Origin of the sequence: Virgibacillus siamensis (assembly GCF_900162695.1) — a bacterium.
Classification (GTDB): domain Bacteria; phylum Bacillota; class Bacilli; order Bacillales; family Amphibacillaceae; genus Lentibacillus; species Lentibacillus siamensis_A.
The window spans coordinates 605,672-625,199 of sequence record NZ_FUIH01000007.1 but is presented as its reverse complement, the minus strand read 5'-3'; the positions used below and the strand labels follow the sequence as shown (position 1 = coordinate 625,199).

General features: G+C 36.4%; 14 protein-coding genes and 1 pseudogene. 1 reads left to right on the top strand and 14 read right to left on the bottom strand.

What is annotated here, in order from left to right:
* Position 1: 1 nt before the first annotated feature.
* The 14 genes from B1K71_RS06755 to B1K71_RS06690 form a co-directional block, all read right to left on the bottom strand.
* Entirely contained in the window at positions 2-3,406 is a 3,405-nt protein-coding gene (locus tag B1K71_RS06755) for a helicase-related protein (RefSeq protein ID WP_077325348.1), read from the bottom strand.
* Positions 3,406-5,130 carry a nuclease-related domain-containing DEAD/DEAH box helicase gene (locus B1K71_RS06750; protein ID WP_245799371.1) on the bottom strand — a complete coding sequence of 575 codons (1,725 nt, stop codon included), beginning with the start codon at positions 5,128-5,130 and terminating at the stop codon, positions 3,406-3,408. Before B1K71_RS06750 ends, B1K71_RS06755 begins: the two co-directional genes overlap by 1 nt.
* 20 nt (positions 5,131-5,150) lie before the next feature.
* Positions 5,151-7,640 (bottom strand): DrmE family protein, encoded by a 2,490-nt coding sequence (locus tag B1K71_RS06745; protein WP_077325344.1) that lies wholly within the window; start codon positions 7,638-7,640, stop codon positions 5,151-5,153.
* A 138-nt stretch (positions 7,641-7,778) separates the two neighbouring features.
* Positions 7,779-8,192 (bottom strand): very short patch repair endonuclease, encoded by a 414-nt coding sequence (locus B1K71_RS06740; RefSeq protein ID WP_077330083.1) that lies wholly within the window; start codon positions 8,190-8,192, stop codon positions 7,779-7,781.
* Between the two features lie 566 nt (positions 8,193-8,758).
* Positions 8,759-8,980: a DUF5348 domain-containing protein gene (locus B1K71_RS06735; RefSeq protein WP_077324790.1), complete on the bottom strand. Its 222-nt coding sequence runs from the start codon at positions 8,978-8,980 to the stop codon at positions 8,759-8,761.
* Positions 8,977-9,777 (bottom strand): ExeA family protein, encoded by an 801-nt coding sequence (locus B1K71_RS06730; RefSeq protein WP_077324789.1) that lies wholly within the window; start codon positions 9,775-9,777, stop codon positions 8,977-8,979. The genes B1K71_RS06735 and B1K71_RS06730 overlap by 4 nt, the downstream gene beginning before the upstream one ends.
* Positions 9,770-11,122, bottom strand: coding sequence for a DDE-type integrase/transposase/recombinase (locus B1K71_RS06725; RefSeq protein WP_077325342.1), 1,353 nt, complete (start codon positions 11,120-11,122; stop codon positions 9,770-9,772). Before B1K71_RS06725 ends, B1K71_RS06730 begins: the two co-directional genes overlap by 8 nt.
* Before the next feature lie 42 nt (positions 11,123-11,164).
* Positions 11,165-11,686, bottom strand: coding sequence for a DUF6431 domain-containing protein (locus B1K71_RS06720; RefSeq protein ID WP_281250323.1), 522 nt, complete (start codon positions 11,684-11,686; stop codon positions 11,165-11,167).
* Between the two features lie 473 nt (positions 11,687-12,159).
* Positions 12,160-12,615 (bottom strand): hypothetical protein, encoded by a 456-nt coding sequence (locus B1K71_RS06715; protein ID WP_077325340.1) that lies wholly within the window; start codon positions 12,613-12,615, stop codon positions 12,160-12,162.
* 5 nt (positions 12,616-12,620) lie between these two features.
* A complete protein-coding gene (locus B1K71_RS06710; protein ID WP_077325338.1) occupies positions 12,621-13,436 on the bottom strand; it encodes a DUF3100 domain-containing protein in 816 nt (271 codons plus the stop codon).
* A 65-nt stretch (positions 13,437-13,501) separates the two neighbouring features.
* Positions 13,502-14,686, bottom strand: a complete 1,185-nt coding sequence (locus B1K71_RS06705) for a M20 family metallopeptidase (RefSeq protein ID WP_077325336.1) — start codon at positions 14,684-14,686, stop codon at positions 13,502-13,504.
* 97 nt (positions 14,687-14,783) lie between these two features.
* Positions 14,784-15,662: an NAD(P)-dependent oxidoreductase gene (locus tag B1K71_RS06700; RefSeq protein ID WP_077325334.1), complete on the bottom strand. Its 879-nt coding sequence runs from the start codon at positions 15,660-15,662 to the stop codon at positions 14,784-14,786.
* Positions 15,663-15,678: 16 nt separating this feature from the next.
* A complete protein-coding gene (locus B1K71_RS06695; protein WP_077325332.1) occupies positions 15,679-17,127 on the bottom strand; it encodes an aldehyde dehydrogenase family protein in 1,449 nt (482 codons plus the stop codon).
* Between the two features lie 85 nt (positions 17,128-17,212).
* Complete coding sequence (locus B1K71_RS06690; RefSeq protein ID WP_077325330.1) at positions 17,213-18,835, bottom strand: helix-turn-helix domain-containing protein; 1,623 nt, start codon at positions 18,833-18,835, stop codon at positions 17,213-17,215.
* Between the two features lie 434 nt (positions 18,836-19,269).
* On the opposite strand from B1K71_RS06690, the pseudogene B1K71_RS20385 reads away from it, so the two are divergent.
* Positions 19,270-19,419: pseudogene (locus B1K71_RS20385) on the top strand (IS5/IS1182 family transposase); the annotation flags it as partial.
* Positions 19,420-19,528 lie beyond the last annotated feature (109 nt).

Below are 19,528 nucleotides of genomic sequence, written 5' to 3'. Positions count from 1 at the left end.
CCTAATCTTTTACTCTTACAACACATTCTTCACTTACGTTTCTCATTGACTGAAGTGTCGGAAAAACATCTTTCCCCGGAAATTGCTCATGGTATGGATATAGCAACCTTCTTAATTTAGAATTTCTATACGTTAGATTTTCATCTATGGAAGCAACATTATGCCAGTTTTCAATAACCATTTGTACTTCTTCAACCGCATCTTCATACTCCTCTGGCATGATATTTTCTATTCTTTCCAGTATAACATCCTTGATTTGCTCTATCCCCGTCAAATCTTTTCTGAATCTAGACGCCTCATTATCTTTGTTTAATAAAGTCAAATGTCTAACTAATGAGATTAATACAGCATGTAATGCCCTCTTTCGGGCTGGTGGCGAAAAAGGGGTTATACTAGTAGGTTCCACATATTTATAAAATGCTTGATGATATGAAGAAAAAGTTTCATAATGGGATCTATCTCTTGGTCTGGCGCCATCATAAAGTGTAAAAATAATCCCTGGATATTTCCGTCCAACCCTACTCGTAGCCTGAATATACTCAGAGGTTGTTTTCGGCTGACTCATAACAGTCATCAAGCCAAACCTATCAATATCCACCCCCACAGAAATCATATTGGTAGCTAAGAGCATTGGTATTACATTCTTGTCAGGATATTCAACACTTAAGTTTTCCAATACTTCTGTTATTTCTCCCGATTTCCTTCTACTTGTTAGCTCTGCCGCTTCTCCATACTTTCTTAATTTTTTCAGTCTTCTCCTCGCTATTCTTGATACTTGCTCTTTGATATCCACTTGGGTGAGGGTTAATGATTTTCCTAGCTCTCTAATTGAATTAAAGTAACTCACCAGAGTCCAATATTTATCCTTCACATCATCTTTATAGTCCAATTCATTCACATAATGAAGTAATCCAGAGAATAACCTTACTTGTGTTGTAGTTTGTGTTTTTCCCATAGACATCAAACCAACATAAAGCCTTCCAGGCTTACTCTTGTCCTCTCTGGAAAAAAACGAATCTTCCGCATCTATTCCCGGTGGAGGGAATTGTGAGACTTCTCTATTATAAAGTGCTTTCACTTGCTCTCCAGCTCGTCTTATTGTTGCTGTGGAGGCAATAATTTTTGGTTTAACGTTCCTAATTGAACATAGTGCATCTATAGCAGATTCATATAAACCAACCATAGTACCTAAAGGACCAGAAATTAAATGTAGTTCATCCTGAATTATTAATTCTGGTGGACGATTGTTGTTTCCTTGATTTAAAGCAAAAATGTTTGACACATTTCCGTTCCAAGGCATCATGGCAAACTTATCTACAGTCCCAAATAACAAGGTAGGAGGGCTCTTATATATATCTTCATCTACAACTTTTATCGGTAATTCTTTGTTAAAAGGACATTCATTATGAGTACAATGTATAATAAATCTATTGGGCTTGGATGTAGGCTTATAACCCCATTGTCCCTTCAGCCTTTCTTTATAAAGCCGTGTTCCACACCATGGACAGCTTAATACTTGGAAAGGATTATTTGTTTCTTGGTTATTAACCAAGTTATCACATGCCCTCTTGGCGTCTGTAAAACTGTTTGGTGTGGAGGAGGAACCGATCCATAATCCTATTGATATTTGTTCACTACCCAACTCAGGTATTTCTTTTCTAATTTCTTCACACGCACAAATTAAGGTACTTGCCCTTTGAAATTGTTGTGCAGTTAAAAGTCTTAAAGTATATCTCATTAATATGGCAGTTCCATTACTTACCTCAGAGTATCTAAGTCTCCTATAAAAAATTATAAAAGCAGATACACCCAAATAGGCTTCTGTTTTACCTCCACCTGTTGGAAACCATATTAAATCAACTATATCTCTGTCCTGACAATCTACTGAAGATAAACCGCTGATATTCAAAAGAAAAAAAGCTAATTGAAAAGGTCTCCAGCTTGCAGCTGATACTTTCATTAATTTGTAATCAAAAACATTAATATCTTCATCTGGCCACTTTTTTTTCTCTTGAATTATTGTATGAGCACGTTGCATTAACATAGCCCTATTAGCTAACTTAAACGTTTTTAATATTACCTTGTCATTTTTAAGAAGGTTGATTCCATTCATCATACGATTTGAAACATCTTGACATTCCTCTATGTGTCTAGTGGCTATTTTCTTCATAGGGGGAGATAAAGTATCAAGTTTTTCACTTAAATCATTAATCCATCCTTTATATGTATTTGTAAATTTAGCAAGATTATTTATTATTTCTTCATCGCTTAACGAAGATAAATCCGACAAGCACCTCATAGACAATATCTCTTCGGAATTTCCGCCTAATTCCTCGATATCAAATCTCATTGGAGGAACTTCTTCGTATGGAACTATTTTTGTACTTATACTTATAACCTTATTATTTGAAACATTCCAATGCGGTGAGCAACCATGGCCAACAGCGTAGGATTTCTTATTTCTATACAATAAAGCATTTGATTGCTCTTCAAAATCATTTGTTCTATGATTATACGTATCATATTCAATAATCTCTTCACTATTGTCTGTTGTGCTTACCTTTAACCCTACTTGAAAATACGAATTACCGTCTTTATTTTGGCTTTCCTCCCCGTGATTTGTGTTTACTAAAGAAATTGTGAACAAAGTGCTCTTTGATTCAAAGTTTGGCCTTCGTATACAAATCAATTTTAGCCCATCATCTATTGATTCCTCATGTTGTTTGGTGGTACCATGCGGTATAATGTTATTTACTTTATTTTCATTTAAAGGCTTTCTACGCCACCCCGAAATTTGCAAGTTATATAACTTATAGATGGCATTCTTGAAGGGGGTATTTTCCAATAGATTGATTAAGGAATCTCTTTCTTTTTTATTAAATTCTTTAATTATTATCAATTTATTATTTTCTTGTTTTAAATGTCTGTTAAAAACTGTGGAATTAACAATCTCATCAGGAAGAATTTCATTAAAGTATACTTCGCAGTCGGTCTTTATAACTTTCGAATACTTAGCAGCATTAATTTTCACATTAATCGAAGGATTATAACCAGAAACATAAAAGCTCAGGCCCAATGAAGACGGAAAATATTGAGTCGAGGTATTCACAGGTGAGTCATCAAAAGTTTCATCATCTATTTCAGTAGAACGATTGGTATCAGCATTTGCTGATGAAATATATTTTTCATCAACAATTTCCTCATCCTCCGACTTCTCCTCTTCTTCAGTACCTGTCATCAGAATTTCTTGCGGATATAATATTCCCATTGAATATCTTTGACTTGGCCTCTCACTGATTATTTCATGTTCGATATCCTGCATTACCCCCTCGGAGCCTGGACCAACCATTTCTTTAATAACACACTCCAGATATTCATTTCGAAATTGCGAGTATATATTTGTCATTATTGTAATGCCTCCCTTATTAGATAATCTTTAGATTTTTTATTTATTTTTGTAACCAAAGAATGATCCAAGAATATAAAAAGAACCTTTTTTGCTCTTGTCATTGCAACGTAGTTAACCGTATTAATCCATTTTCCATCTATGGAGTCTATTCCAAAATATATTACAATCTGATTCTCAAGTCCCTTGAAAGATTGAACAGTCGTATAATAAATTGTATTTTTTTCTGGTTCATTTATATTTTTAGTTGTTAATTTTTCTAGTGAACATGTAATATTTAATTTGTTTACATAGCTTATATTCCTATTATTAGGTAAAAGAATAGTGATATCATTAGGGTTAATCCCCTTTGAAATTAAAGTGTTTATAGTTGAAGAAACTTTTTTAATTTGTTCCGATTTATCGGAATAAAAATTATATGTTACTTTTTCGCCTTCGTTAATGAGAGTATCCTCTACACGAAATCCGGAAATAAGTGAAGTTTGAATGCATATTGGTTTAGTATTTCTACAATTTAAATCCAACATGTATTCAACTGCTCCATATCCTTTTAAGTAATCTACTACCATTTGATCATAATTTTTATACATCTCACCTTGATTATTCGAATCATAAAAAATAGCCCATTTTCCGTCTTCAAGTCCTCCTATTATTATTTGATCCAGGGCATTCATCCATTCAATGTTTAGTATATCCTGCCCTTCATCAACTATGAGATAATCGAATTTTTGTTTACTTTCAACGATCGCATTTATAAAAAATTCAGTATAGACTTTTTTATAGACAATTGTTTCATTTTGATCAAACTTTCTAATTTCAGACAGAAACTCATTTTTCAAACTACTTTTCATTATTGTTGAATAGAAAAATTTATGAACTGAACTTACTTCTACATCCAAATTTTCGTCATTAAATTTTTGCTTAACTTTCTCACCTAACAATTTATTAAAACAAAGGTATAAAACTTTACTGTTTTCTAGTGTTTCCCTTCTTGCCTTCTCAATAGCAAGCAGTGTTTTACCCGTTCCAGCTGTTCCCTGAAAGAAAATCCTATCATTATTTCTTAATCTATCTAACGCCTTATATTGATTTTCAGTAAGTCTGATTTGCTTTTGCTCCATCTCATTTAATTTATTTGTTAAAGGCTGTATTAGTTCAAAATCACCTCTTAAATATTTTATAACTTTAGATATTTGTTTTGGTGTTAGATTCTTCTTATATTTATTTTTTTCTACCCAGTATTTAACCAATTTCATCAAGTAACTAGAAAATTCAGTTTTGCCGTCCCTTCGATCATAAATAATCTGTCCATTCCACTCTGGTGATTCTATTTTAAACTCTATATCCGGAAACACTACACCGTAACCAAATAGAACTTTTCTGAAATCCTTGTCCCTTAACTGTAATGTGCTCATTAAAGAATACATCGCGGTAGAAGCTTGACTAAAAGGACTTTCATATTTAGTACTTTCAATACCATATCTATTAATAAACTTCCATACCCCATTTTCCCTTTTTACCCTTCCACCTTTTACTTCCAAACAAAAAATACCGCTTTCACCAACAAGAACAAAATCAATTTCCCCTTCTACCTTTTTATTATGCTGCGCCAACCCTAAAGAATGAAAACATGTCCAGTTATTTCCTAAGTCATTTTCAATAATTTTAAATACTTTTCTTTCAGCATTACTCTTATTTTCATTATGGAAATAAGGTGGAATCATTTTCGCCAATTCTAACCCTCCTACCCCAATAATTTATTTGTTTTTAAAACAGGAACATAAGCTTTATGTGAACTTTTCTTTTGAACCTGTACTATATTAATGTTTTTGGTTAAATCTTCCACCGACTCTTTTAATATTTTATCAGTATAATTACCATTTGTATTATACGAACTAATTATAGAATTTGCTAGATATCTCCCTAGCTTTATGTGTAATGCCCGGATTTGACTACAAGCTTTTTTTACATCAGTTAGTTTATTTACAAGTGTCTTATCATTTGTTAATCTAGAAATTGCTTCAATTGCATCCCCAGTCCCTATAACCGAAGAATCTTTCAGCCAGTTTAAGATAGTTGCAGGGTGCCTCGAAATACCATATTCCTTCAACTGATTAGCAATACTTATCTCAGTATAGCCGTACTTTTCTTGATATTTTTTAAGAGTATTTGTCCATAATTCACTTAATACATAAAGGTTATTTATCTTTTCAGATGATTCCCTCATCTTATTTACTACCTCGTTAAAAACATCTTTATCAGTATCAACAAAAACTAATTCATCATTTTCTCGAAGTTCAGAAACACTTTTCAATGTAATAGTCTCTTTTTCCCTGTCAAGAACCCGACAGTTATATCCATTCGTTAAAAAGGCAAATTGATCTTCTTCAAAAAAAACCAGTGTGGATTCTTCATCACCAGGAGTCCCTTTCGTTTTATATGATTTTATTAATGAAGTTTCCATATTCTCTTCTATAAAATTTAAATCTTCATATTCCCTGTCGTTTAATTCCGAGCCTTGATCAATTGGCTCCACTTTATTATCCGTATCGTTTCTTATTACGAAAGGACTTATCATTTTATTAAATTGTTGAAAGTAATAATTAAAGGAAGTCCGTTCATCTTTATAAAAAACATAATGTTCACACTGTCCTTTTGTTTTCGATTCCAAATGAAACACATCACTGTCGTACCATCCTAATATATAGATATTATGGTAGAATTTCTCTTCCTTTTGTATTTGTTTTATGGTTTTTATAGGTATGTTAAGGTCTGGATATTCACGGTGGATCCAGGTACATAAATAATCATTATTTTTTTTCTTAACTGCAATGCAATCGTTAGACCCTAACTTAGAAATTATTTTTCTAAGCGTTTCTTCCTTTGGGTGTTGAAAATTATGAAATAAAAGTAAACTTTTTATATCCTTAATAATACTATTCACCGTATTAAATGTTTCCTCAGAAGTTGTAGCAAGTACATTCAATTTTTCCGACTCCAGGTCATTTACAATACGATAGTATGGAAATTCGGGATTGATATCTCCTAATTCTTTCATCGGTATTGGCATTGTTCTTAAAAAACTTAACAAACCTAATGTTTTTCTTACCATATCCATAATATAAATGTTTTCTACAAAATCTTTTTTCAAAGTAAGCACTTTTTTTTTCAATGAATGTAACATTTTATCCACATCTGATTCAATCTGTATAAACTTTCTTTCAAAACAACTCAATCTTTTTGCGATTATATTTCTCTCAGATAAAAGATTAATATTAGGAACCGCACTGTTAAAAAGCATTGAGTCATTGGGCGTGTTTGGGATAAACTCTGGAACGATTTCATAACCCAATGTCTTTATAAGAGAAACTATCTCAAAATCCATTTCCTTAAGATCCATTATTACAGAAATATTATCAAAACTATGATTATTTATTTCATCAATATATACACTATTTCCAAGTATTTTCTTTTTACCAAAAATTATTAGATTTTTTATATCTTTATCCGCTTTAATTATTTCATAGGCGGTCTCAATATTTGACGTAAAACAAAAAAGTGGATCTCTTTGTAAAGGGTCCCTTCCTATTCGTTTAAAGTTATCAACATTTGAGTAATAGGCTGTAGGTATTAAATCTATTAATGGCGTTCCCTTTATATAAATATCTTCAATACTATTCATTTCATTTTTATTACAAACTATTAATGTCTTATAAGTATTTATTGCGGGGATTTCTATTGAATCAAAATTAAATATATCCGAAAATATTTTTCGCACTTTTTTAATGCTGCTGATTGGTCGATATTTATACTTAGTTATTTTTGCATTCCCGTTATATACACTTATTCTCCAAATAAGTGCTTTCGGCAAAGTGTATGTCATATCCGAAAATTTAACTTTAACCCTATGATCCTGATTAAGTTCTTTAACTAGCCCTATACTTCCATCCAATTTTACTTTTTGCCCAACACTGAGATGTTGAATGTTTTCTTCATTTTGTTTTACAATCTCCTCTCTGATACCATTCAACTGAAAAAATATAGCTAATAATAAAATCCTTAAAAAACCATAGGGATTCACATTAATAATTTTACTTTTTTTTGCATTGCTACCGGTAAATAACTCCAATAATTCTTTGTCAGAATCCAACAAATATACTTTTTCACCATTATATTGTATTTCAGATTTTTGTAATAACTCAATTGGCCATGTCATACTATCAAATTTAATCAAGTCTACCCCCCCTTTTTTTTATGACAGAATTCAACTACATTTACTATATTTTAACATAAATTTAATCTAATGTATTTTTCAGATATTTCTCGTATATATTGGGTTATTATGAAAACGGGGATTCACAAAGTTTTCATTTTAGCCTTTGACGTTCACCACAAATGCCAAAATTTTATTTATTGCCTGTTCATAATCTTCCTTTAATTCATGCTCCCAAATTCTGAGTATATTCCATCCATTGGATAGATAATAATCTGTAACTTCCTTATCTCTATCCACGTTACGATTTAACTTTTTCTCCCAAAAACCAGAATTATTTTTTGGTATTTTTCCATGGATAGGGCAATTGTGCCAAAAACAAGAGTCAATAAATACTACAATCTTATATTTCTTTATGGAAAAATCCGGCCTTCCATATAATGACTTTTCATTTCTCCTATATCTTAGATTTTTCCTCCAAAGGTCTTTACTTATTTTATCCTCTAATTTAGATACTGATTTGACTGCCGACATATTTCTGCTACGAGCTTCTTTAGATATTCTATCAGACATAATATCACCAGCTTTCATAGTAATAAATTAAAAATTATGATTCCACTTTTATTAGTATGAGAAGTAGTTATTATTTAGCCAGGCCTATTTTGGAATATAACATTTGTCAAAATAATTTTATAGAAAAAAACTAACTATTCAGTCTAGACGAAAATCAACCACAAATTTTTAATCGAAGTGGTATCTACTATTATGATAGAGGTTCAAAAGGAACATCTGTCAAATAATATAACCTTTTTACCCTACAGGGATCACGAAACATAAGTATATCTATCGTTTAACTCCAACCAAATTCCTAAGTCAAGCACATAAAAGGGTATGATTTTCAACTTATTGAATTGATCCTTTGTAAAATCCAATTCATAAAAATTGATCCTTTTGTACAACAAAAACTATAATCGTTAACCTTCTTAATATAGAATTGTATAGTTATTGTTACTGCTAGTATATAATGCCTTTCTATTGATTGCGTACACTGTCCAATTTTTGATGGAATTAGTGACCCATGGTTGTAAAAATAAAGGGAAGAAGGATGATGTTTTCCTTTTTCCCGTGGTTTTACAAACTTAGATGTAAATATGGTATACGTTACATATTCGAAGATCGAATGGAACATTCTCCTCCATTATAATATACCAGTCTTCTCCCAATTCTAGCCTTGAAGGGATGTTACGTTGTCCAACAATGAGTTCAAATGACTCCCCGCAGAGGAGTGTATATTGATAACCATTTATTTCAACCACCCAGGCGTCTCGATCATATTCATACGTCATTATCCCTTCTGTCATGATAGTTCACCTTCTATGACCAGCTTTACCATATGGTCATCGATAAGCTTTTGTTTATTTTGGGCACCGTAAATGAGACAATGCGTACAAATTTTGTTGACCAGTCTTGGCGTCCCATTCGAAAACTGGAAAATTTCACGTATGGCGGCATCTGTGAAAATGTCACTTTGAGCGCTAACTTCCATTAAATGTTTCCGTATATATTCACCCACCTGAGCACGATCATAGTGCGGAAGCTTACATTGCAGGTCAATTCGCTGCCGAATAGCCGCAAATGATTGGAGCCTAAGCCGATCCCAAAGTTCACTCTGTCCAACAAGGATCAACGCCATCGGACTTTCAGCATCCATTTTAAAATTAAGCAGGAAGCGAACTTCCTCCAACATTTCCCGATCCAAAAGATGTGCTTCATCTACAATAACCACTGGTAATAATCCATGAATACCACGCATCATTTCAATTTGATTGTGCAACTGACGTTTAGCGTCACCACGGTAAAACTTGGACTCGCATCCCAACTGTTCCAACAATCCCTTATAAAAATGTCGCGGTGTTAATTTTGAATCGGCTAGATATAAAACCTTAAAATGACCGGAATCCAGTTCACTCGTAAATCTTCTCAGTGTCGTCGTTTTCCCGGTCCCAGCATCACCTGTCACAACCACAAATAATTGGGATTGGGCTGCATATTCCAATCTCCCGATTGTTTCGTCCAGCATATCCGGATAGTATAATGCGGATGTCAGAATATCCCGCGTAAAAGGGGTACGCGTAAAGCCATAAAACTGATTAAACATGTGACGCACCCTCTTTCTTAACCCTGCGATAGGAGACCGCTGTCTTCTGAACGTCCGTACGGGAAGCATATTGTTCCGAAGCTGCGTCTAACAGTCTAGAGTGCTCCGCAAACTGTTTTCCAAGATGGTCCGGCATCGTTGGTCGTTTCCCAGCGCGTTCGCCAATCACCAATTCACGGGCTGTCCAAGGTGCGTGTCCTTCGTATTCAATTGTTACTTCCGTAATATCCGAAGGATCGTAAACCACATCGACCTTACAGCCGATAAACGATAATCCAACTTCGTATTTTTTTCCCATAAAACTAATACACCCTGATTTATCCACTTTACGTGCTTCACAGTGTAAGAATGCTTGTGCCAATTCTTCTGTACCAACAAACCGTAAGATATTGTCATCGCTACGAAAAGTTGCCTCTGGACTTTGATCTTTACCTAAAGCACTGTGTGGTTTATGCTGGTAGCATTCACTCAACCATACACGAAGGCGCTCATTTAATTGATCCAGCGTTGTAGGTTTCTCCAGTCCAACCTCATCTAAAAAATGACCGACTACTCGGTTGAACCTTTCCACCTTACCGGTCGACTCCGGTGAGTAAGGCTTAGCATATAATAACCGGATGCCTAACTTCGAACAGGTTCGCTTCATCCATTTCGTGCGATATTGTTTCCCGTTATCAAAATAAACAGATTCAGGAACACCGTATAACTGGATAGATTCACGGAAACCCTGTTCCACAATACGTTGATCCATCGTGGGATAAAACCCGGCGTGCAATACAAAACGCGTAGCGTCATCCAAGAACGCCACCAAATAAACTTGTTTTTTCTCGCCACCTGGGCCAATGGGAAGATACGGCCCATACTTAATGTCAGAATGCCATAATTGATTACGCGCTTTCCGTTGGAAACGCCGCGCAGCTACACCGGGATCATTGTACATCCGCATATGCCGAGCACTATATCCTTTTTCAGCGAGCTTTTCCTGTAATGTACTTCGCTTCAATTGACCAGGTTCAGCAAGTTTTTCCCATTCCAAAATTTGAATAATCTGGGCAATACTGCGTGTCGGGACTTCTCGACGCAGTAAGATGGCCTGTTCCAATAAATGATGGGGAATGGCCTCCTTGGTTTGTGTGCCTTTTCCTTTTGGTTTTAACCCTTCGAACCCTGCTTGTCGATAGTGAGCCAAATATCTTCGAATGGTTCGTTCAGACAATCCACTTACCTCACAAATTTGTCGTCTTATTTGTCTAGCTTTGGCAGCATCCAACCCATCCGCCAATAATGGGGACAATAATTGTACCCGTTCAGCAGCAATTTCCTGTGCTTTCTTTTGATCTCTCATGCCAAAAAGCCTCCTTTTTAAGCTATTTAACATGAGTCTATCTTAAGGCTGTTTGGACAGGAATGCAGAACGGGTCTGTACCCATAAATGAACATTTACAATGGGACGGACAACTTTCGCCAGCCATCCAACGAATGATTCTCCATTGCGTCCGATTCTTTGGAGCACGGTCCGTGGGGGATCGGACGTGCTCCCCACGGGTAGATCCAATTGAAAGCGCCTGATAATAGAATTGAAACAACCCACAGCATAAGGCCCCCAATTCCGAAACCATTCACGCCAGCGGCCCAATGTCGATTCATCAGCCGCCACATCTATCAAATGATCATCCAGAACCTGTTCGATGCTTTCTGTCCCATAACGTTTGTAGGGGACTAGAAGATCTGGTAGTTCATGATGAATTTTATGACAGCGTTCACAAAAGAGGCGACGTATAATAAGTTTCGCTTTGTTTCCGGAATGTCTATACCATACCCTTCGCCGGCTGCCTGCCACTATTAAAGGACCTTCACGACAAGGACAGTGATTGATTTCCGCACTCCTAACAAAAAACGCCAGGTTCATTCTTCTTCTCAACCAACGTATAATCTGATATACTAACCATATATTGTTTTTTTGGTGGGCGTCTCCAGTGAAATTGTTCCCGCAGTTTCACGTTAATGGGGACGTCCTTTTCCTTTCTTCAGGTTTTTTCCTCGGTCACTCTATCAGTCTACTTCTGGTCAGACATAGCCGTCAACTTCCGGTCTTTTTCGCTTAGCTAAAACACTCCTACTTCAGCTAAACATACTAATAACGATTTATTCAGATTTATTTTAGCGATTTAGCAACACGTTGGTTAGTCAAGTTTTTTTGAATATAAAATAAACAAAATAAGCTTAATAGTTCTCTATTAAATTCACCTCACTAAAACAAAAACTATGCAGCGGGATTGATATTATCCATACCGACTACATAGTTTTAGTATAGTTTTAACTGCGCCAATGAATCTTACTGTAAGATAGCTTTTAATTGGTCCATTGCCACAGTTGGGTTACTTATATAATACCCTGCATGCGTAAGATGATTTCTGCAACAATTGCAGAACCCATATATGTTCCTAGCAATACTAACATACCAACAATAATTGTTTTCCAGCCAAGTTTAGCAAAATCTGTCCATGAACGTCCAATGGATATACCCGCATACGCAAGAATCGGTGTGGCAATAGCCAGCAAGTTTACTTCAGATGTCCAGGCAACTATATGGTCAGATCCTGGTACTCCTGGGATTGTAAGAATAAATGCCAGTATACCAATATATGCGATACTAGGAATCTTTTGATAGTTAACTAGTTTATGAATGATTAGGCCAGCCAAACTTATTGCGGCTAACGCGGCCACTCCTGGAAGTGCAGCAAGCGGCATAACCTCATAGCCAATCCAGTTTCCAATGATAACCATAAATCCTATTATTATAAAAAGAAAAACCCATTCCTGTATATTTTTCAACATTCTTTCTACACCACCTTTGAATTCTTGTTCTGCTTATTGGCCTTTCTCCTCGTTAACACTTTATAAAGCTTTTCAGTCATCGGCAGACCTATAAATATACTTGCATATAAACCAGTTACAGACGTTAAAAGGTTACTTGCTCCGGAAAATGCCGTCAAGGTATCTGCCATCTCTGGAAATGCTGCAACAAGCGGTCCCAGCGAAGCAGCTGTCATACTTCCACTTCCTATTCCGGTTGCCATGGCAAATGAATAGGGATGTATTGGTGTTATAGTAGCCAGCAGCCCCGAAATCAATCCCATAAATATTGCTCCAAATAAAGTACCGAATATATAAATTGCCATAACTCCCCGGCCTTCCGGTGAGGACAGACCATACTTGTCTGTAATTAACGCCAGATTCGGTTCTCTTCCAATAGAATGGGTCATCCCTATGCTTTCACGTTTAATACCAAGTAAAACAGCGAATGGAAGAGCAAGAAATATAGTGCCAAGGTTTCCGAGTTCCTGCAGTACCAGTGCTGGTCCTGCTTCAATTAACTTTGGCAATGCAGGTCCTGCCTGTACACCGAATTTTGCTACCAGCAATGCTACCGAAATAAAAACGAGCGGTTCTGCATTAATTGACTGCTTCTTCTTTACAATTGGTGTAAAATATAATCCAATGCCAATTACTACTGCGTATAACATTGGAAGTAAAAGAATTACCCCTGTACCGATAGGAATCTCATGTGTACCAATAAACTCCGTTAGCACTACAATTCCGAATACCAATGCATGCAGACGCCAGTCCTTCCACTTATTAATTATTTGTTCAGACATGACAGTTTCCCCCTTCTTATTAAACAGGAGCCCGGTAAAGGAGCTCCATTAATTCAATAAAATCTTTATTCTTTTGCTTGATCTTTCAAATATTCAAGCGCAGTTTTTCCGAGGGCTTTAGCAGCAATCAGCAGTGCCTTTTCATCGAGATCAAACTTTGGATGATGGTGGGGATATGCCTTTTCCCATTCAGGGTTTTTTGCACCGGTGAAAAAGAATGTACCTTTCACATGTTGCAAATAATAAGCATAATCCTCACCGCCCATAATCGGTGGTGTCTCTTTCACGGCAACCACGCCTGGGACATTTTCGGCAATCTCTTTAACAAATTCTGTTTCTTCCTTGTGATTAATTAAGGTAGGGTAGCCTCTTGTATACGTATACTCATAGCTGGCATGTGACACCTGACATGTACCTTTTACAACATTTTCTATTTCGTGCTCGATATAGTTTCTGGTCTCTTCCTTAAATGTACGAACCGTCCCTGTTAGCTGTGCTGAATCAGCAATTACATTGTAAGGTCCTTTAGCTTCAAAATTACAAATAGATACAACCGCGCTATCCAGTGGATCTACCTTACGGCTGACAATCTGCTGAAGATTATTAATTAGTTGACCGCCTATCACTATGCTGTCCTTCGTATCATGCGGCATTGCCCCATGTCCGCCTTCACCCTTAATCTTAATATCAAATCGATCCGGTGCAGCCTGAAGCGGTCCTGTTCGATAACCAATTTCTCCAAGTGGCATTTGAGCCTGCAAATGGGTACCGAATATTGCATCAACCCCATCCAGACAGCCGTCCTCAATCATAGAAATCGCTCCACCCGGTGGTAATTCCTCCGCATGCTGGTGCAAAAAAACAATTGTTCCTGCTATTTCCGTCTTCATTTGATTCAGCACTTGTGCCAAGCCCAATAAGGTTGCGGTATGCCCGTCATGTCCACATGCATGCATGACGCCGTTATTTACCGATTTATACGGTACGTCCGTTTCCTCTTTTATAGGAAGTGCATCAAAATCAGCCCTTAAAGCAACAGTTGGTCCAGGCTTGTCTCCTTCAAGGAATGCCAGCACTCCATTTCCTCCTATATTACCTTTAACTTCATGCCCCAACTTTTTATGGAAATCTATGATGTATGCTGCTGTTTTTTCTTCTTCAAATGAAAGTTCCGGGTTTTGATGAAGATATCGCCGTATCTCCACAATATCTTCATAAATATTATCTAATTTACTGTAAAGCCTCTCCATACTATCGCCCCTCTTTCTTTTTATTTCTCCATTTTAATATGAAAATTCAGATATATAAAGCAATAATTACAAATTTCCACAATATTATTTTCTTTTACTACTTCCGGACACTAGATTCCAACTCATGCAGCACCTCATAAACCGCCGCGGAATCCAATTGCCCTTTCCCCTGATAACTGGCAAGTTTATAGAGTTGATTAGCGGATTGACTTGCAAGAGCAGGTACTTTATTATTCGCAATTAGATTATCGTATAAAAGAATATCTTTTGTCATATTGGCAAGTGAAAATTTCACATTTAGAAAATTATCTTCTACTATATTTACACCAAACACATCCATTGCACGAGTCTGGGCAGACCCCTTCTGTAAAATCGAAGCAAGCTTTTCTTTTTCCACACCGGCTTTTTCACCAGCGACAAATACTTCACTGAGCAACGCGATAACTCCGCCAACCACCATATTATGACATAATTTGACCGTCTGGCCGGCTCCACTTTCGCCAATGTACTCAATTTGCTCGCCAACCGCCTGCAATATCGGCATAACAGATGGTAATGCAGATTCTGTTCCGCCTATCATTATAGTTAACGTTCCATTTTCAGCCCCATCAGGACCGCCGCTTAGTGGGCAATCAAAAAATTCAATTCCTTTATCCTGGCATTGTTCAAACAATTTGCGGGTTAATTCCGCATCATTTGTACTCATATCCAAAATGAGCGTTCCCTTTTTTAAAAATCGGATCAAATCTGTAACATTTTGATTTACTAATTCAGGGGTGGGCAGTGAGAATATCAAACAATCAATTTTTGCTGCAAATTCCTCTGGCACATGTGAAGCAATCGCCCCCTCATTTACCAGCCTGTCCACTGCCTTCGTGTTAACATCATAAATATAAACTTCATAATTGTTTTTTAACAGATTTTTAACGATTCCGCTTCCCATTAAACCGCACCCGATTACTCCTATTTTGTTCATTGTATATTTCTTCCTCCTATGCTTTCATGTAGACTGTCTTATAATCCGTCCAAAAATCGAGTGCAGTGGATCCTTGTTCCCGCGGACCGATGCTTGATGCTTTTTTACCTCCGAACGGGTACTGGTTTTCAAAGTAGTTGGAAGGTACATTTACATGCGTAACACCGGATCGGATATTACGAACAAAGTGCATCGCCTTTTTCAAATCTTTCGTATAAATCGTTGAAGACAGACCAAACTCACTGTCATTGGCAACTTCCAGCGCTTCTTCATAGTCTTCCACTTCGGTAATCGCAATTACCGGTGCAAAAATTTCTTCATGAAAAATTGAATGATTGGTTGTAACGTTACTAATCACTGTCGGAGCAACAAAATAACCCTTGTCCCTGCCATTATCAGTTAATCGCTTGCCACCGCATTCCAAAGTTGCTCCTTCGTCAACAGAAACATCAACGTAATGCAAATAGCGTCTCATTTGGTCCTCGTCTATGATAGGACCATTATCTACACCATTCGTAAATCCATTACTGATTACCAGTGATTCAGCCCGTTCAACCAGTTTCTCGGTTACCTCTTTAGCAATCGACTTTGGCAAAATTAACCTGCTTGTTCCAGTACACCTCTGTCCATTATCCAAAAATCCACTTATTACGATGTTTTCAATGGTTTCATCAATATCAGCATCTTCAAGAATAATTGATGGATTTTTCCCGCCCATTTCTGCTTGCATTCGTCCGCCTCTGTTCGTAACCGATTTACCCAAAGCCATGCCAACCTCGGTCGATCCGGTGAAGGATACTGCCTTTATTTTCGGATGGCTTCCGATTGCTTTACCTATTATACTTCCTGATCCAGTCACCATGTTGATTACTCCAGCTGGAACACCAGCTTTCTCAAATAACTCAACAATTTTCACACTAATTAAGGATGTATTGCTTGCAGGTTTGAATATAACTGTGTTTCCTGCCACAATTGCCGGCGCTATCTTCCATATTCCGATTCCAAGCGGAAAATTATATGGTGCAATCACGCCAACAACCCCTAATGGCTCCCGCACTGTATATCCAAAAATATCGCTATCATTCGAAGGTATTGTTTCACCAGATAAACGTGAAGCCTCTCCACTGAACTGTTTCATTGCTTCAATAGTCTTACGTACCTCACCCTCTGCATCATGATAGGTTTTGCCAACTTCGTTTGTAATAAGCGTTGCCAATTCTTTCTTACTATCCTCTAATAGTTGAATCAAGTTGAACAGAACTTCCCCTCGCTTTGGGGCTGCCACTAAAGACCATTCCGGAAATGCCTTCTCACCAGCCCGAATGGCTAACTCAACATCCTCCTTATTCGAAGATTGAAAATAACCAAGAATTTCTTCTGAATTGGCTGGATTTATACTTGTGTACGTTTCCCCTGTTGCTGATACGACCCAGTTTCCATTTATATAGTTTTGATATGTTTCCATTTCTAAAACCCTCCTTGTAAGCGCTTTAAATTATTATAAAACTTTGGTAAATAATAATAAATGTGGCAAGCAACAAATTTAAAAACTAATAATTGTTGCTTGCCACATATAATTGAAGTGCCACAACTAAATCCAGCCATTCTTTTTGGTTATTCATATCTATATCCAAAAGCTTCTCAATACGTCTTAGTCGGTAGTAAAGTGTATTAACATGAATATGCAGATTGGCTGCTGTATCCTTATGATTCTTATTGCATTTAATAAATGTTTGAAGTGTTTCCAACAAATCCTTTTCTGCGCTAAGTAAATCTCCCAGTTTGTCCTGAATATACATTATAACTATCGAACTATCGATTTCATGAAGCAGCCGCTCCATTCCAAGTTTCGCATATTCCACAATATTTTTATCAGGACTGACTTTTGCATAACTAAGGGAACGAACGGCTTCACCGTGGGATGTGGCTATTTTAGAAATGGAGGTTCTCCGGCCCACACCAAAAAGAAGCTGTTTTGTTCCAGAATTTGCTTTAATATTAGTAATCGCATTTCCAGTAATTTTATCATTGTTCGCCGGAAAAACTGTTATTATCTGAAAAGCACGGGTTATGACTAGACTTTTACCGCAGACCGCTGTAAGAGCTTCCTCTATCGAACGAACTAATCGTTCTTTATCCTTTAGTCTATCCTGTTTCCACAAGGGATTATTACTTCCTTCCATAACCATACATTGAACATCGGAGTATTCATCCCATTCAAAATATTGAAGAATCCGACCCAAATCATGATTAGGTATCCCTTCCATGAGCTGATTAAAAACCTCTTCCCTAAACTGAAGTTCTTTTACCATCAGTGCATGGTCCTTCATAAGCTCAATAGCAATAACAAGACTTGCTTGCTCAATCGCAGCTTGTTCAATTGCAGTAAAATCTGAAAACGGCTTGGCAAGTTGTAAAATCCCCAATACCTCTTTACCCCGGACAATTGGAAAGATTTTATTATCATCCTCCTCATAAATATCAGTGGAATCAAATATCACATCTGAATTGATAAACCTTTTCAGCATTGATACTATCCTATCAATACCTCCACCTTCAATAATCAATTGATAATATCTGTGATGCATCTCCGCTGCCTGCTTAAGCAAATTATTCGTCTTTTTCAAACTCTGATAAACATTCGAATTATCAATAGCAATTGCACTTTGTTCAGCTAAAACCTGAATCACCTGCATATCAGATTCCGTAAAAATACCATCCTGCTTAAAATTATCAACCACCAGCACTCCAAGGCAACGATCCTTATTCACAATTGGCACACAAAAGGCACTTTTAATCTTACGCCTATATATTCCCTGAAAATAATGAGGGTAATTCTCTTGGGACATGTTGTTCATAAAAGAATCAATTTCCTCTTCTGAAACAAATAATTTCGCTTCTCTTTCCTGGAAAATTTTTCCTGCAATTGATTCGCCAGGGGAAAATGCTATCTGCTGAAGGACTTTACTGTCAACTCCTTCACCTTCTGCGAACTTAAGTTTCTCTTCTGTTTCATCAAATAGATAAATAATAATTGTATCAGCAACTTTAACCAATTCACTTGCAGATGCAACTACATTTTGTAAAACCTCTTCAAGTTTTAGTGACTGAGTTAATAATTTATTTAGTTTCAATAGCTTAGCAGCTATATGTGGTTTTAGATAATGGTTCATAGATAATCCCTCATTCGAAATATATCGTCAGCTAGTAAAGCAACATACAAAAAAACGAACGAATTTCATAATTCTTCCCCGATGTATTTAGAATGCAAAAAGAGGTACCTCCCTAAATCTGGTGTATTAGCAAACATACTGGGGATACTCATTGTAAATATTATACGACAAGCTAATTTAATTAGCATCCATGAATTATAGGAGATGGCACCTACCCAAAATATGAAACCATTATTTCTGCCATCGACACCGATACGATTTATCACACTATCAATAGGCAACGCAATGCAGTTTGTCGGAAGAACGAAACTATGCAGCTTTGACTACTACTGCTTTTGTAAGAATTATTAAATGAATCCCGACGATTAAAGTATCATACTTCCAGCTTATAAAAAGCTTGAAGACATCTTGGAATACCATTTCAAACAGCTGAATACATATTTAATTCTTTTCAACTGAACAACTTCCGTTATCGCACCTGTTAGCGCGCCAAGGTTCATTTTGAATCGCAACACTTCTACAATGCCTCAAAATTGGCAGCCGATAGGATTAATGCAAAGTTAAAACAACAACAAGCCGCCTAGTAATTTTTAAACGTGATTCTTATAAATTTTGCAGGTCTTTGTATTTTTAATAAGAGCAATTATGAAATTGATTCAACTCAGTAAACCCAAAAAAAAATACTTCTCAAAG